The sequence below is a fragment of the Polyangiaceae bacterium genome (genome assembly GCA_015075635.1).
Taxonomy (GTDB): domain Bacteria; phylum Myxococcota_A; class Polyangia; order Polyangiales; family Polyangiaceae; genus JADJKB01.
Genome location: JABTUA010000001.1, coordinates 3441064 through 3456675 on the forward strand (window position 1 = coordinate 3441064; position 15612 = coordinate 3456675).

General features: G+C 71.3%; 14 protein-coding genes. 4 read left to right on the plus strand and 10 right to left on the minus strand.

Annotation, left to right across the window (positions count from 1 at the left end; all coding sequences use genetic code 11):
• Positions 1–70: 70 nt before the first annotated feature.
• Positions 71–493 carry a rubrerythrin gene (locus HS104_15675; protein ID MBE7481405.1) on the minus strand — a complete coding sequence of 141 codons (423 nt, stop codon included), beginning with the start codon at positions 491–493 and terminating at the stop codon, positions 71–73.
• Between the two features lie 200 nt (positions 494–693).
• Between HS104_15675 and HS104_15680 the strand changes: the two genes are divergently transcribed.
• Positions 694–1647, plus strand: a complete 954-nt coding sequence (locus tag HS104_15680) for a LysR family transcriptional regulator (GenBank protein ID MBE7481406.1) — start codon at positions 694–696, stop codon at positions 1645–1647.
• Here the strand turns inward: HS104_15680 and HS104_15685 are convergent.
• The 4 genes from HS104_15685 to HS104_15700 form a co-directional block, all read right to left on the minus strand.
• Complete coding sequence (locus tag HS104_15685; GenBank protein ID MBE7481407.1) at positions 1628–2629, minus strand: DUF72 domain-containing protein; 1002 nt, start codon at positions 2627–2629, stop codon at positions 1628–1630. The two genes, HS104_15680 and HS104_15685, sit on opposite strands and share 20 nt — an antisense overlap.
• The gene (locus HS104_15690) at positions 2626–3582 is read right to left on the minus strand and encodes a DUF72 domain-containing protein (GenBank protein ID MBE7481408.1); all 957 of its coding nucleotides are present in this window, start codon (positions 3580–3582) and stop codon (positions 2626–2628) included. Before HS104_15690 ends, HS104_15685 begins: the two co-directional genes overlap by 4 nt.
• Positions 3582–4670, minus strand: a complete 1089-nt coding sequence (locus tag HS104_15695) for a phosphotransferase family protein (GenBank protein MBE7481409.1) — start codon at positions 4668–4670, stop codon at positions 3582–3584. Before HS104_15695 ends, HS104_15690 begins: the two co-directional genes overlap by 1 nt.
• Before the next feature lie 140 nt (positions 4671–4810).
• Complete coding sequence (locus tag HS104_15700; protein MBE7481410.1) at positions 4811–5935, minus strand: hypothetical protein; 1125 nt, start codon at positions 5933–5935, stop codon at positions 4811–4813.
• 63 nt (positions 5936–5998) lie between these two features.
• On the opposite strand from HS104_15700, the gene HS104_15705 reads away from it, so the two are divergent.
• Together HS104_15705 and HS104_15710 are read left to right on the plus strand one after the other, a co-directional pair.
• Positions 5999–6799, plus strand: a complete 801-nt coding sequence (locus HS104_15705) for a carbohydrate-binding family 9-like protein (GenBank protein MBE7481411.1) — start codon at positions 5999–6001, stop codon at positions 6797–6799.
• Positions 6800–6859: 60 nt separating this feature from the next.
• Positions 6860–8020 carry an FHA domain-containing protein gene (locus HS104_15710; protein MBE7481412.1) on the plus strand — a complete coding sequence of 387 codons (1161 nt, stop codon included), beginning with the start codon at positions 6860–6862 and terminating at the stop codon, positions 8018–8020.
• On the opposite strand, the gene HS104_15715 is transcribed toward HS104_15710, so the two are convergent.
• The 4 genes from HS104_15715 to HS104_15730 all read right to left on the minus strand — a co-directional run bounded on the left by HS104_15715 (position 8021) and on the right by HS104_15730 (position 11875).
• Entirely contained in the window at positions 8021–9205 is a 1185-nt protein-coding gene (locus tag HS104_15715; protein ID MBE7481413.1) for an acyl-CoA dehydrogenase family protein, read from the minus strand.
• 47 nt (positions 9206–9252) lie between these two features.
• Positions 9253–9948: a histidine phosphatase family protein gene (locus tag HS104_15720; GenBank protein ID MBE7481414.1), complete on the minus strand. Its 696-nt coding sequence runs from the start codon at positions 9946–9948 to the stop codon at positions 9253–9255.
• A 6-nt stretch (positions 9949–9954) separates the two neighbouring features.
• Positions 9955–10314: a hypothetical protein gene (locus HS104_15725; GenBank protein MBE7481415.1), complete on the minus strand. Its 360-nt coding sequence runs from the start codon at positions 10312–10314 to the stop codon at positions 9955–9957.
• Between the two features lie 640 nt (positions 10315–10954).
• On the minus strand, positions 10955–11875 hold the full coding sequence (locus HS104_15730; GenBank protein MBE7481416.1) for a hypothetical protein: 921 nt from the start codon (positions 11873–11875) through the stop codon (positions 10955–10957).
• Positions 11876–11930: 55 nt separating this feature from the next.
• On the opposite strand from HS104_15730, the gene HS104_15735 reads away from it, so the two are divergent.
• The gene (locus tag HS104_15735) at positions 11931–13454 is read left to right on the plus strand and encodes a peptidoglycan DD-metalloendopeptidase family protein (GenBank protein MBE7481417.1); all 1524 of its coding nucleotides are present in this window, start codon (positions 11931–11933) and stop codon (positions 13452–13454) included.
• Here the strand turns inward: HS104_15735 and HS104_15740 are convergent.
• Positions 13411–15576, minus strand: coding sequence for a von Willebrand factor type A domain-containing protein (locus tag HS104_15740; protein MBE7481418.1), 2166 nt, complete (start codon positions 15574–15576; stop codon positions 13411–13413). The two genes, HS104_15735 and HS104_15740, sit on opposite strands and share 44 nt — an antisense overlap.
• Positions 15577–15612: the final 36 nt, after the last annotated feature.

Below are 15612 nucleotides of genomic sequence, written 5' to 3' on the forward strand. Positions count from 1 at the left end.
GCAAAAGGGCCCCCGACCTCGCGACAGGCGCGGAGCCGAGGGCCCGAATTGATTGCGTCCGAGCTCTAGCTCAGCCGTCCAGGTCCTTCAGGGCCTTGGCGAAGCGCCCCGCGTGGCTCTTCTCGGCCTTGGCGAGGGTCTCGAACCACTCGGCGATCTCGTCGAAGCCCTCTTCGCGAGCGGTCTTTGCCATACCCGGGTACATGGTCTCGTACTCGTGCGTCTCGCCGGCCACCGAGGCGGCCAGGTTCTTCGCGGTGTTGCCGATCGGCTTGCCGGTCGCTGGGTCGCCGACCTGCTTCAGGAAGTCGAGATGGCCGTGGGCGTGGCCGGTCTCGCCGTCGGCGGTGTCCTTGAACAGGCCCGCGACGTCCGGGTAGCCTTCGACGTCTGCGACCTTGGCGAAGTAGAGGTAGCGGCGGTTCGCCTGCGACTCGCCGGCGAATGCGTCCTTCAGGTTGTTGTGAGTCTTGGTTCCTTCGAGCTTGGCCATTTTTCCCTCCACGGGGGTTCGCATCGGTCAAACCGACCAGGTGTACCTAGGCCCGCGGCGGTCCGACTGCCAATCGAAAGTTCTGATGTGGCATTAAGCATCGCTTATGGGCTCGCCAGCTGGCCGGGGCGCCGAAATTGCGCGAATTTGTGGTTGGCTAACCGTCCGGCCGGGGGCCAAGCTGAGAGCCCAGTCGAGCGATGGATCTGTCCAACGTCACGCTGACCCAGCTGCGCTACGTCGTGGCGGTCGATCGCTTCCGCTCCTTCCGGCTGGCGGCGGAGCACTGCCACGTCTCGCAGCCGGCGCTCAGCATGCAGCTCGGCAAGCTCGAGGAGCTGCTCGGGCTGACCGTCTTCGATCGCAGCCGACAGCCGGTCGTGCCCACCGAGCGCGGCGCGTCCGTGGTCGCCCAGGCGCGGGCCATCCTGCGCGAGATGGAGCGCCTGGCGGAGGTCACCCACGCCGGCGGCGAGGTGGCCGGACGCTACCGGCTCGGCATCATCCCCTCGCTGGCGCCGACCCTCGTGCCACGTTTCCTTCCGGTCTTCTCCGCGCGGTATCCGCGCGTCGAGCTGATCGTGGAGGAGGTGCAGACCGACACCCTGGTGGGCCGCCTTCAGGACGACTCGCTCGACGGCGGCATCGCCGTCACGCCGCTCGGCGTCGCGGGTTTGTACGAGCACGAGCTGTTCAGGGAGCCGCTTTACGCTTACCTGCCGCCCAGGCACCCGCTCGGCAAGCGCGCGCGCGTGCGCCAGAGCGATCTGGCCGACGAGCAGGTATGGCTGATGGCGGAGGGGCACTGCTTCCGCACCCAGGTGCTGCACCTGTGCCGGGCCGATCGGCGCGCCGACGCCGGCGGCCCGCGCTTCGAGAGCGGGAGCTTCGAGACCCTGGTGCGCCTGGTGGACGCCGGTCAGGGCGTGACGGTGCTGCCGGAGCTGGTGGTGCAGGCGCTGCCCGCCGCGCAGCGACGCCGCCAGGTGCGGCAGTTCGCGCCGCCGATCCCGGTGCGGCTGGTGAGCTTCATCCACATGCGGGAGCACCTGCACCGGGCCGTCGCCGACGCGCTGATCGACGCGCTGAGGGGCGTGACCCAGGGCCTGGGCACCGCCCCGAAGGGCAACCTGGTCATTCCGCCGGTGGCGTAGCCTCCAGCAGCACCGAGAGGCCCTTGGCGCCCAGCACGGCGTAGTTGCGCACGCAATTGTTGAAGATGGCGTGCACGCGCTCGGCCTTCTCGGCGAGCGCCCGCACCGGCGCGACCCAGGCCGCGAGCTCCTCGGGCCCGTACAAGTAGTCGAAGCGCTCGTGCACGCTCGCGCCCTTCTTGCTCCAGCCCGCGCGGTTGTGGCCGTGGAAGCGCAGCAGCGCCAGCGCGGGATTGGTGACCACCGTGACCGGCGGCACGCCGCCCTGCTCGACGTCCGGCTCGTCCACGCAGACGTAAGCGAAGCGTTGAGCCCGGAGCAGCTCGAAGACGCGCGCGCGGCGCTCCGGCAGGAGCCAGCTCTTGTTCCGGAGCTCGATGGAGATCGGCGTTTCCGGCCAGCGCTCGCGCAGCTGCTCCAGCTTGCGGGCGTTGCCCCGAGTGGCGGTGAACCAGGGCGGGAACTGAGCCATCACGCAGCCGAGGCGACCGGCGGCTTGGAGCGGCTCGACCAGGGCGCGGAAGCGCCGCTCGATCTCGTCGCGGATCTCGCCTGGCATCCGCTCGGGGTACACGCGTCCCGTCTTGCCCAGGGCCTCCTTCAGATCCGCCGGCAGCCGCTCGACGTCCACCGGGTGCCCGGTGACGATGGGATGGGCCTTCACGTCGAAGACGAACGACGGCGGCGTCCACTCGAGCCAGTGCGCGGCGACCTCCGGCGGCAAGAGCGAGTAATAGGTGGCGTCCACCTCGACCAGGGCGAAGTGGCGGGCGTAGTGGCGCAGGCGCCCCTCCGCGCTCTGCGTGCCTTTCGGGTAGAACAGCCCGCCTTGCACCAGGGTCTTGTCCGTCCAGCCCGCGGTGCCGAACGTCACGTTCCCCGTGAGCGCCGGCTCGCGCGCGCGCGCGGCGAGCTCGCTCGAGCGCGCGTAGAGCTCGGGATCTGGCTCCGGCAGGACCAGGCGCGGCGCCTTGCCGCTCATGGCGCCCTGGGCCGGGCCAAACGCTCGGCGAGCGCCCGCACCGTGAGCGGGCTCGAGCCCTCGGCCTTGTTGTTGACGATCACCAGCAGCACCTTGCCGAGCTTCTCGCAGGCCTCCGCCAGGCGCTCGATGTCCGTGCGCATCTTCTCCTGCGCGTCGACGATGCGGTCGAAGGGTGCGAGGCTCCGCTTGCGGTCGTCGTAGCGCTGGCCAGGCGGGATCAACAGGCGCGCTACCACGAACGGCGCCGTGAGCACGCCGGGAATGTCGAGCTGCGCGCCGATGTCGGGCATGCGCTCCCAGAAGTTCAGCACGTGGCCCACGCCGCGCTCCGCCAACGCGTCCAGGTAGGCGTGCGTGAGGAGCTCCCGGTTCCGCAGCTCGACCGCGTACTGGAGCTCCCCGGGCAGCTGGGCGAAGAAGCCGGAGAGGCGCGCGGCGAACGCCCGCGGCTCGGGAAGCTCGCTCCGACGGAGCGGCGGGAGCTCGAACACCAGCGGCCCGGCGTGCTCCAGGAACGCTTCCCGTACCGGGCCGAGCACGTGCTCCTGGCAGTGTTCCACCGACAGGAAGCGCGGGTTCGGCTCCCGCGTCTTGTTGTCCACGGCGCTCGTGATCTCGCTCCACACCTTCATCACGGCCCGGAACCCGGGTGGCAGCGACCCGGCGTAGCGAGCCAGGGTCTCGCGATCGAGGGGCGCGTAGTAGCTACGGTCGATGCCGACCGTGCGGAGCAGCGGATGCCGCGCGTAGAGCTCGAGGCCCCGCGCCAAGAGCTCGCGCTCGCTGGTCCCCGGCGGGTAGACGATGCCGGCCCAGCCCGGGAAGGTCCAGGACGAGGTGCCGAAGCGCACGTGAGGCGGCAAGCGCGCCGCGAGCTCGCGCTCCGCGGCGAAGTCCAGCTCGGGGACCCGAGGCGCCGGCGCCGCGAACAACTCGAGCTGGCGCCCCATCAGATGCGCCCGAGCGAGATGGCCTCCACCCCGCGCTCCGTCAGCAGGCGCACCCCGAAGATCAGCGCAGCGAAGCGCTCGTCCTGCGTCAGCCCCTGCTTGTAACGGTAGTAGATCTGTTGCAGCACGACCGCCGTCTTGAACAAGCCGAAGCAGTAGTAGAAGAGCACGTTGGACACGTCGCGGCCGGTCCGCTCGGCGTAGCGTGCCGCGACCTCCTGCCGGGTGAGGCTGCCGGGGAGCGTGGTCGGGCCCCAGCGCACGGCGTGGAAAGGCTCGGAGTCGGCGGCGTCGATCCAGTAGCTGAGGCTCGTGCCGAGGTCCATCAGCGGATCGCCCAGCGTGCACATCTCCCAGTCGAGCACGCCGATGATGCGGGTCGGATCGTGGCGATCGAGCACCACGTTGTCGAGCTTGAAGTCGTTGTGGATGATCGTGGGTGCACCGTCCGCTGGCAGCCGCTCGGCGAGCCAGCGACCGAGCTCGACCACGGCCGGGATGTCGTCGGTCTTCGACCCAGCGTAGCGCTCCGTCCAGCCGCGCACCTGGCGCTCGACGTAGCCGGCGGGCTTGCCCAGATCCGCGAGACCGGCCGCGGCAAAGTCCACGGCGTGCAGCTCGGCGAGTCGATCGACGAGCTCGGTGTGCAGAGCGCGGACCTGGCTCGCGTCGAGCTCGAGCCCCGGCGGCAGGTCCTTGCGCAGGATCAGGCCTTCGATGCGGCGCATCACGTAGAACTGCGCGCCGAGCACGACCTCGTCGCTGCAGTGAAGGAGCGGCTCCGGCGCCAGCGGGTAGACGGCGTGGAGCTTCGAGAGCACGCGGTACTCGCGGCCCATGTCGTGGGCGGTCTTGACCTTGCTGCCGAAGGGCGGGCGGCGGAGCACGTACTCGCGCTCGCCGGCGCGTATCAGGTAGGTGAGGTTCGAGTGCCCGGAGGGGAACTGCTGGATACTCAGCTCCGCGTCCGGCGGGATCTCCGGGATGTGCTGTCGCAGGTAGGCCGCGAGCGGCTCGAGGTCGAGCTCCTCTCCAGCGCGGATGGGCTTGGCCTGATCCAGCCAAGGATTCGCAGAGTCTCGTGACATGCAGATGCCTCGCGACCAGCGCTACCGGAAGAAGCGGCGGCGCCGCCCTCGCCGGATGTTCGCGGCGGGGCTTCGCCCCGCACCCCGCGCGGGGACCCCAACCCCGCGCCGCCACAGTTCCATCGGAGAGCTCCCGAACATCACTTCACATCGATGTCCCGGCAGGCCATGGACCCGAGGGTCCCGTCGTAGCCGTCGTCCTTGATCCCTTGGCCCAGGTTCGCCGGAGAGGCGCGCGTGACGCTGCCGCCGCTGGTGGTGAAGGTGATCTCCCACTGTTCGAGCGTGCCGCCCACGAGCCAGTTGCTGTCGCCGACGCAGAGCGTCCACTTGCCGACGGCGTCCACGTTCTGAAACGCCGCCTTCAGGCTGGTGGGGCCCGCGGCCGAGCCCTTGTCGGGCTTGAACGAGCAGACGTTGTCGTCCTTGCACACGTAGGCGAAGGGCCCGACGGTCCCGCCCATGTCCTCGGCCGCCACCGCGGCCACGTCGTCGAAGCTCACCGGGTAGCCCTTGTCGAGGCCGGTCAGATCCCCGGCGAGCACGCCGCCGCCGTCATCGGCGCCTTCGCTCACGCCCGGACGACTGAGCAGGGTGATCACCGTGGCATTCGGGCCGCGGAGCTTGATGGTCAGGTGACCGCAGTCCTCGTGGTCGATGGCGACCTTCACCTTCACGCCGAGCACCATCGAGCTGATGCACTTGGCGGTCTTCGGGTCGGAGTCCGTGTCGGTGTCGATGAAGCCGGCGTTGCACGAGCACACGGCCGCGCTCGTGCAGGTCGCGTTCGCGTCGGTGCAGAGCCCCCCGCAGGGATCCGCCGTCGTCCCGCCGCTGCCGCCGCTCGCCCCGCCGGCTCCGCCGCTGCCGCCCGCGCCGCCGCTGCCTCCGCTGGCTCCACCGCTGCCGCCCGTCGCTCCGCCGCTGCCCGATGCGCCACCGCTGCCCGATGCGCCACCGCTGCCCGATGCGCCACCGCTGCCCGATGCGCCACCGCTGCCCGATGCGCCACCGCCGCCCGATGCGCCACCGCCGCCCGATGCGCCACCGCTGCCCGATGCGCCACCGCTGCCCGCCGCGCCGACACCACCCGCCCCGCCGGCGCTCGTTCCGCCGCTCGCGGCGCTGCCCCCGGAGCCACCAGCGCCGCCAGCACCCGAGTCCGGGAAGTCCACCGCGGCGCCGTCCTCGCTCAGGCCGCACGCAGCGGCGAGCAGCGAGAGGGATCCCCACGCCAGCAGGCTCGGAAGAGGGTTACGGCTCACGGCGGCGGGAGTGTAGCGCCAATCCCCGCACCCGGGGAGAGTCCGCGCTACTCTGGTCGCGGCATGCCGAAGCCCGCAATTGCTTGGGGAATGCTCGCTCTCGCAGTCGCGGCGACCAGCTGCAAGCGCGCGCCCAGCTTCGACGAGCCGTTCGTGGACCGAAGCGATGGTGCCCTGCCCGAGCTCAGCGCGCCGAAGATCCCGCGCGGTGCCATCCGCGTGGATGGCAAGCTCGACGAGCCCGAGTGGCAGCGCGCGGGGTCGTCGGGGATGTTCGTCGCGCCAGGCAGCGGACGACCCGCGCCGCAGTCGAAGGTGAACGCGCGCGCCCGGCTGGCTTGGGACGACGAGCGCCTCTACGTCGCCTTCGTCGTGTGGGACCCGCAGACGAGCTCGCCCTTCGGCAAGGACGAAGTCGATCCTCACATCTGGGCCCGGGCCTCGGGCGTCGAGCTGATGCTCCAGCCGGGCAACCGCAGCGACAACCGCGACTACTTCGAGATCCAGGTGGATGTCGCCGGCTCAATTTGGGACACCCGGTTCGACGACTACAACCGGCCGATCACCGGAGGTCCCGACGACGCGAGCAAGCGTTTCGGACATCAGGACTGGCGGAGCGAGCTCGAGCGCGCGGTGGTCGTCGGCTCCGGGAGCTACGTCGTCGAGCTGGCGATCCCGCTTCGCGCTCTGGCGACCGCAGCCCACCCAGGCCCGCCCCGTGCCGGTGACGTCTGGCGGGCGAACCTGTACAGCTTCCGCGACGGGCAGGCCGACGCGCTGGCCTGGTCTCCCTTGCTCGGCCAGGGAAACTTCCACCGCACGGCTCGCTTCGGGAGGCTGGTCTTCGCGGCAGGTACCCCCTGATTTCCGCCGGAATTCCGGGGCCTCGCCGCGGGCTGGGACGCCCATGGTAGCTTTGGGCGGATGGGCTCCCCGCAAGGACCGAAGCCCGGCGCTGGCCGGCGTCCGCGGGCGATTCCATCCCTGTTGGTCCGGGAGCACGAGGTCCCCCTGGCGGAGGGGGAGACCGTGATCGGCCGCGGGGGTGAGGCGAGGATCTCGATCCTCGGCAACCTGGTGTCGCGCAGACACGCACGCCTGGTCTGTAGCGAAGGCAGAGTCACCGTCGAGGATCTGGGCAGCCGAAACGGCGTCTTCGTCAACGGCGTCCGCCTGGTCGCGCCGGCGATGCTCGAAGACGGCGACACGCTGCTCATCGGGACCACTCAGCTCACGTATTTCTTGGGCACCCCGGGTGAAGAGGAGAGTCCGCGCGCGCGGGTCGTGTTCGACGACCAGGGCAACATGGTGCCGGAAGGCGCGGTGGCCGACGAGTGGTCGACGCGCACCGCGCTGCGCTTCGAGTCCGAAGACACCGTGGACTTCGACCGCGAAGACGTCACCGTCCAGGGCAGCCGCCCGCCGAGCCCCCGCATGGCCTCCGCGCTGTTGCAGAAGCCAGCCACCGAGACCAGCCCGCCGCCGACGCCGCGGGCCAAAGATCCGGTGGCGCCCGCGAGCGGCGCGTTGCCCAGGCTCCAGCTCGGCCGCATGACCAGCTCAGGTCCGCCGTCTCGCCCGCGACCGAGCGCCCCGCCGCTGGTTGGTCCGGCGCGACCGACCCCTTTCCCCTCCACGCCGTCGCGCCCGAGCTCTTCTCCCTCGTTGCCTGGCCAGGACCCGCTGCTCGCCGCGCTGACGGTCATCGATCGCATGCTGGGGCGCGGCGATACCGATGCGGCGTCGCGAGCGCTGAGCGGCCACCTGGCCAAGCGCATCGCCAGCGCCCGCGCCGGCGCGGCGCTCTCCCCCGAGGTGCTCGACGCGGCCGCGCTCCACTGCTTGTCGCTCCTGGAGCTCACCGGTGAGCCCAGCTGGTTCGACTCGGTGATCGAGCTGCACTCGGTCGCGAGGGCGCCGCTCGCGCACGTCGTGCTCGACCGCCTGACCCCCTTCGTGGGCGTCGTCCCCAGCACCAGCCAGACGCGCTTGGCAGACTATCAGAGCGTGGTGCGCGAGCTTCTGGGCGAGGTGGACGTCGCGGCCCTCGAGGCCTGCGAGCGCATCCTGGCGCTCGGCTCCTAGTCAGTCGGCCTTCACGACCAGGCCGTGCGCCTTGAGGATGCGGCGCGCCAAGGCGGCCTTGTGCACCTCGTCCGGCCCGTCGTAGATGCGCGCCGCTCGCTCGTGGACCCACCAGCTGGCGAGCGGGGTGTCGTCCGTGACCCCGAGGCCTCCGTGAGTCTGGATGGCGCGGTCGAGGACGCGCTGCAAGACGTTCGCGGCGTAGAATTTGATGGCGCTGATCTCGTTACGCGCCTCGTATTGTCCGAGCTTGTCGATCTTCCACGCGGCGTGGTGAATCAAGAGCCTGGCGGCGTCGATCTCGGCGCGGCTCTCGGCGATGAAGTCCTGGATCATCTGCCGCGTTCCCAGCGGCTTGCCGGGTGAGATCTCGCGGGTGGCAGCGTAACGGCACATCATCTCGAAGGCGCGCTCGCAGATCCCCATCCAGCGCATGCAGTGGTGGATGCGCCCAGGGCCCAGCCGCTCCTGCGCGATCATGAAGCCCGCGCCCTCGTCCCCGAGCCGGTTCTCCACCGGCACGCGGCAGCCGCGGTAGCGGATCTCCGAGTGGCTGGCCCAGCCCGAGCCCTGGTGCCCCATGATGGAGATGCGGCGCACGTGCTCGAAGCCGGGGGTGTCCGTCGGCACCAGGATCATGCTGGCCCGGGCGTAGGCCGGCGCCTCCGGGTTGGTGACGGCCATCACCACCGCGAAGCTCGCGCCGTCGGCCGAGGTGGTGAACCACTTGTGCCCGTCGATCACGTAGCTCTGGCCGTCACGCACCGCGCGCGTGTCCAGCCAGGTCGGGTTCGAGCCGGCGCGCTCCGGCTCGGTCATGGAGAAGCAGCTCCGGATCTCGCCTCTCGCGAGCGGCGCCAGGAAGCGGGCCTTCTGCTCGTCGCTGCCGAACAGGTGCAGGATCTCCATGTTCCCGGCGTCCGGGGCCTGGCAGTTCATCACGTAGTGCCCGAGCGGGCTCCGGCCGAGCACCTCGCTGACCAGCGCGTGCTCGCGGAACGACAGGCCGAGCCCCCCGTGCTCGCGGGGAACCTGCGGGGCGAAGAGCCCAGCCGCGCGCGCCTCGTCCCGCACGCGCGCGAGCTCCGGCTCGAGCTCGGAGAACGGACGGCCCGCGGCCCGGGCCTCGAGCGGCAACACTTCCTTGCCGACGAAGTCACGGTAGCGCGCGAGCAGCGCCGACATTTCGGACGACACCTCGAAGTCGAACATGACGCTCTCTCAACACCGAATCAGCGGCGCGTCCAGTGACTCGGATCGGCCAGATGCCCGAGGACGTTGAAGCGCGCCAGGCTGCGCTTGCCGGCAGAGAACGCGATCTCGGTCACGGCCGAGTTGTTGATCATGAAGCCGAGCTCGAGCGCGGTCTCCGCCGGCGCCGCCAGGACCTGCGCGGCCAGCGCACCGATGGTGCCGGCGGAGCTCACGCAGAGGACGCGGCGCCCTCGCCCGTCGTCCCGCGTCAGGCGCTCGAGCGCGCGACCGACCCGTGCCCCGAAGCTCTGCCAGGTCTCGTGAGCCGCGTCGTCGCGGTCTCGCCGCACCCAGTCGTGCAGCGCCTCCTGCAACAGGAGATCGAACGCCCGCCCACGCCGGCGTTTGTCGGAGTGGCCGATGTCCTCGGCCAGCTCCGCCCGGGCGGAGGTGAGCTCGCCGATGCGCGCCGCCAGCACTTCCTCCGCGGGATACTCGTCGAGCTCCGGCAGGAGCTCCGGCTCCGGCGCGGCTTCCAGCTCGGCGAGCAGCACCTCCGCCGTGTGCGCGTGACGTCGGCGCGGCCCGACGAACACGGCGTCGAATCGAGCGCCGCCGAGCGCGAGCTGGCGCCCGAGCTGGCGCGACTGCTCGATCCCGAGCTCGCTCAGGCGGTCGTAGTCGTCGCTCAGAAAGGACGCCTGGGCGTGGCGAACCAGGAGCAGGGTGCTCATCGCCGCTCAGACGTTGCCGGCGACGATCAGCTGCCACTGCGTCCCGGCGTCGCAGGGCCCAGCCTTGTGACGCACCTCGATCACGACCCAGCGCCCGTCGTCGCCTCCGTTGGCGATGGTGCCCTCCCCCCAGTTGAGCTTGAGCTGCTCGTTCGCGCCGATGCCACCCGATTGGCTGGTCTTGGCGGGGGAGCCACCGCAAGGCATCACGTCGGAGGTGGTGTTCAGGTATGCGTAGACGTCGTAGTCGGCGGTCGGGGGCACGCTGAGCGTGACCTTCACGCTGAGCTCCTGACCGAGTGGGCTGTCGTTGTTCTCGGTGACGCGCACCCGAAAGAACTGGCTGCCACTGCCCTTGCTCTGCACGGTGGCGGCGCCGCTGTCGCCGCTGACCGTGCCGAGATCGGTAGCCGCCGAGCAGCTGCTGGTGCCGGAGCACGAGCCGCCGCCGCTGCCGCCGGTGCCACCGCTGCCGCTGGTACCGCCGGTGGCGCCGCTACCGCCCGTGCCACCGCTGGCGCCGCCGCTCCGCCACCGCCGGTCGCGCCCGCGCCGCCGCTGCCGCCCGCCGCCCCGCCGGCGCCACCGCTGGCGCCGCCGCTGCCGCCAGTCGGCCAGCCACCGCCGTCGCCACCTGCACCGCCGAAGGCGCTGCCACCGTCACCACCCTGCCCCGCCGCGCCGGCCAACCCTTCGTCGTCCACCTGTTCCGCCATGGCGCAGCCGAGCGCGAGACAGCCGAACAGCCACGCGGCGCGACGCAGGGACATCCACATCATCGTAGCGCGACAGGGCGGGGGCGCGCCACGGGGCTGGCTCCGCAGTCTTGGCCCGTGCAGATCGCGAGTCACCACTGAGGGTAAGACCCACGAGAATACCGGCGAGGCCGGCGCACCCCGTCCGTCAGATGGGGCTCGTCGCCCTGCGTCGGGTGCTCGCGTCTCGACGAGAACCCCGGGTCGGCAGGGCGCGGCGACTCACGCGGGGCGCGACCGAGCGACCCCGGTCAGAGGCTGCTGTGAACGAGCCTCGGTCGGGCCTTGGCACGAGCGATTCCATGGATCGAGAGGGCGCTCAGCCGAGCTCGGTCGCGCGCGCGCACCAGCTCTCGCCCGAGCTCGGCGGCGTTCGCGGGCCGCGCCGCGGAGGCTTCCTCGACGACCTTCTGCGCGTCGAGCGCGCACAGCGTTCTGGGTTCGGCGCTCGCGGCGCAGCCCAGCACCCAGACCGTGGCCCCTGCGGCGGCGGCTCGTGCGTGCAGCGTCGAGAGGGCGAGCGGGACTCGACTCCCGGGCAGCTCGAGCGCGCTCGGCTCGCCGGCACCGAGGTTGCCCACGACGACCGCCACTCGCGAGGGACTTCGGGCGACGGCATCGAACAACGCCTGCGACGTCTTCGGCTGGACGAACGCGTCGAAGCCGGGCATGAGCGCGATGCGCGCGAAGCTCCACGTCGGCGGCGCCGCGACGGGAGACTCCGCCGTCTCTTCGTCCGCCTCGAGCAGCTCCGAGAGCACGTCCACGCTGACCTCTTGCCCGAGCTCCTCGGCCAGGCTCTTCCAAGGCTTGGCCCCGCTCGCCACCTCGTCTCCGACCGCCGCGAGCCCGACTTCGGCTTCGAAGCCTGCCGCGCGCGCTCCCGCGCGGCCCAGATCGTCCGCGGCGCCCGGGACGATCAGCGGCGCCGCCGGCAGGCGCCCGCGCCCGAGCGCGCCGGGCCCGAGCTCTCCGCCCACGCGGGACCCGCCGCGCACGCCCGCGCGGGCCAGGTCGTCTCCCACGTTGCCCACCGCCTTGACGCCCGCCGCTTCGGCCGCCACGCCGCGGGCACCGACGCGCGCGCAGTCGTCGGCGCCGTGCGCGAGCACGCCGCCGAGCGCCGCGATCAACCCGCCGATCACCCCGACCTTTTTGCCATCACCGCTCACGAGCCGGTGATCGTACGGTCCTGCGCACCGGTCCCTTCCCTGGTATCCTCCGAAGGTGGCAAAGCTCGGCTCGGTCTCGGTCTTTCGCGGTCTCTGCCTGCTCTTCGGCGCGCTCGCGCTCTTGTCGTGGGCACCCATCGCCGCGGCGCTGACCTCGCCCATCAGCGGCGCCGTCGCGTACCCATCGACCGGCCCGAAGCTCTACCTGCCCTTCCCTGCGGGCTACAAGATCAAGATCCTGTCGGGGTACAGCCCGAGCGGCGGCTCCAGCCTGCACGCCGACACCAACGCGACCAGCAAGGCGAACGACTACTACGCGCTCGACCTGGTGTTCGACGGACAACCGAACTTCGGCAAGGGTCTGCCGGTGGTGGCGCCGCTCCCGGGCAAGGTGGTCAGGGCCGGCTGGGCGACCTCCGGCTGGGCCAACTACGGCCAGCGCGTGATCCTGGAGCACGACCTGGGCGACGGGCACAAGTACCACAGCCTGTACGCGCACCTGGACTCGGTGAGCGTCGCCGAGGGCGCCAGCGTGAGCGTGGGACAGAAGCTCGGGACCCTCGGGCAATCCTGCATGGGCACGCTCTCGTGCAGCTCGTTCTCGACACCACACCTGCACTGGGCGCTGCACCGCAACAGCCTGGTCGGCGGCAGCGGCACCGGCGGCTCCTACGGTGGCAACGCGGTGGTACCGGAGCCGATGGACGGCACGGAGAACCTCAAGCAAGGCATGATCATCACCAGCACCAACAGCGACAATCCGGTCTGCGGAGACTCCGTCTGCAACGGAACCGAGACGCCGGCCACCTGCCCCGGCGACTGCAAGCTGTGCGAGCTGATCCCGTCGCAAGGGCGCATCGTGGACGAGAGCGAGACCCTCTGCTTCAAGCAGTCGGGCTCGCCCCAGTATTGGTACCCCGCGAGCGCGGGCTACGGCAATTCGCTCTACTACACCCACGCCACCAGCGATCCGAACCCGGACAACTACTCGGTGTGGGAGCTCGACTTCGCCGAGGCCGGCAACTACAGCGTGGAGGTCTACACCGCCAAGAGCCACGCGCAGTCGAAGCAGGCGAAGTACACCGTCAAGCACGGCGGGCAGAGCTCGCAGAAGACCGTCGACCAGTCGGCCCAAGACGGCTGGCAGCCCCTCGGCACCTACGCCTTTGCCAAGGGGGCCACGCAGTCCGTTCGGCTCGACGACAACACCGGCGAGGCCCTGAGCCTGAAGCGACAGCTGGTGTTCGACGCGATCCGTCTAACCCGCATCACCGGCAGCGGCGGCAGCGGCGGAGCTTCGAGCGGCGGCGCGGCGGGCACGGCCGGTTTGGCCGGCGCGGCCGGCGGCGTCGCCGCGGGCGGCGGTCAGAGCGCCGGCGGCACCTCCGCCACGGGCGGCTCGCCGAGCTCCGGCGGCGGACCCGGCGTCGGCGCCGGCGGCTCCATGACCAGCGAGGACGAGGCCGGAGGCTGCGCCTGCCGCGCCGCGCGCGAAGGCGGACGAGCGTCGCTCGGCGCGCTGGCCGCGCTGCTCTTCAGTTGCGCCGCAGTTGGTCGGCGACGTCGACGAGAGCGCTGAGCTCCCGGCGCTCCGGGAGCCCGTCGTGCGCCGCGCGGGAGAGCTCCGACACGCGCTCGAGCGACCAGCCGAGCGCGCGCGGGCTCCCGCGCAGCACCTCGGCGAACGCCGCCACCGACACGCCGAAGCGGAAGCTCGGGGGCATCTGCTCGAAGCTCTGGAACACGCGCTCCGGTGACATCCTGACCTCCGACTCGAGCGCGCGAGCCCCCGGTCCCCCGGCTGCCGGCTTGTGCCGGAGCGAGACCTTGACCGGCGACACGCCGGCGCGGGAAAAGACGAGGTCGTAGAGCGCCGTGACCGAGTGGCCGGAGCCGATCTCCCCGCCGTCGACCTCGTCCTTCCGATAGTCGCCGTCGGCCACGTCGCGGTTCTCGTAGCCGATCAGGCGGTACTCCCTGACGACGCTCGGGTCCATCTCGACCTGGATCTTCACGTCGCGGGCGATGACGTGCAGCATGCCCTGAACCGACGCGCCGAAGACCCGCTCGGCGTCGCGCTCACTGCCGACGTACGAGTAGTTGCCGTCACCGGCGTCGGCTAGGCGCTCCATGGTCGAGTCGCGGTAGTTCCCGCGCCCGAAGCCCACCGTGGAGAGCGTGATGCCCTGGCGACGCTGGGCCTCGATGAGCGCCAGGAGCTGGTCGGGGCGCATCGGCCCCACGTTGGCGTCGCCGTCCGAGAGCACCACCACGCGGCTCTCGTGCCCGGGTCGCTGTGCGCGGGCGGCCAGCGCGTAGGCCAGCTGGATGCCGCTAGCCATGGCGGTGGAGCCGCCGGCGTCGAGCTGATCGATGGCGCGCAGGATGGCAACCTGGTTCGCGGCCGGCGTCGGCGGGAGCAGCTCGCGCACGCCACCCGCGTAGGTGCACAGCGCGACGCTGTCCGAAGCTCTGAGCTCCCGAGTGAGCAAGCGCAGGCTGTGCTGCACCAGACCGATGCGGTCCGGCCCCTGCATCGAGCCGCTGGTGTCCACCAAATAGGTGAGGTGGAGCGGCGGCCGCGCGCTCGGCGGAACGCGCCGGCCCTGGACCGCCACCCGCAGGAAGTGGCGTCCGGGCTCGAAGGGCGAGGGCGCCGCGTCGAGGTGCACCAGGAACGGCGCGTCGCCCGGCGCGTCTTCCGGACCGGGGTAGCCGTAGTCGAAGGCGTTCAGCATCTCCTCGGGACGCACTGCGGCGAGGGGCGGCAGCGCGCCTTCTTCGAGCCGGCGCTTGACGAAGAAATACGAGCCCGTGTCCACGTCCACGGCGAAGGTCGAGAAGCGGTCCTGCTTGGGATCGACGACGGGATTCACGCCGTGATCGGCGAAGTCGTCGCCGCTCTCGCGTTCGCCGCTGTTGCCGCCTTCGAGGTCGCGCCCGTCCTCCAGCCCCCAGAGCTCACCACGCGCGCTGCCAGGCTCGCTGCCCAGGGAGGCGGACACGAGCCCGAGCGCGCCGAACTCCTGCGCGTCCGCCAGCGCTCGCGCTCGCGCCAGCGTCTCACCGGAGCCAGAGCTCTTGCCCTTCGCGCCGTGGCGCCCGCGTTCGCCACGACCGTCCGACTCCCCGAGCGCGAGCTTACCGCCGCCGCCGCGGTTGCCTCCCCCGGGCTGCACCTCGCGCTCCGCGCTCGCCCGAAGGTAGTGCTGCATCAGGACGATCTGCTCGCGCTCTGCCTCTTCGGCGAGCTCCTCCGGCGGCGGCGCGAAGTGCGCGGCCGAGCCCAGCACGCCGGCGGAGAGCGAGAGCGAGCTCCCGAAGTAGCCGAGCCCCGTCAGGCGCACGAAGAATCGGCGCACCGGCGAGCGCGTTCGAGGCTCGACCTCCACGTCCACGACGAAGTCGCCGAAGCTCTGCGCGAAGCGCTGACCCAGCTTCATCTCGAAGAAGCCCACGCTCGCGTCGCTCGGATCCGCCTCGGTCGGGACGATGCACGGCTTGTCGTCGAGCGCCACACCGATGACGACGCGACCGCGCCTGACCCGCACCAGCTGCAGCCGCTGGCGGCCCAGCACCTCCGCCGGCATCACGAAATCCGCGCCGTCTTCACCGAGGGTGTAGTCCCGTGCGGGAGACAGAATCACGTCGTGGATCACGTCGCCGAGCCACGACACCCGAACGCGCAGCGAGGGGGTCATCGCCGGGATTCGACAGCGCGTGCCCGGGCGAGTTCC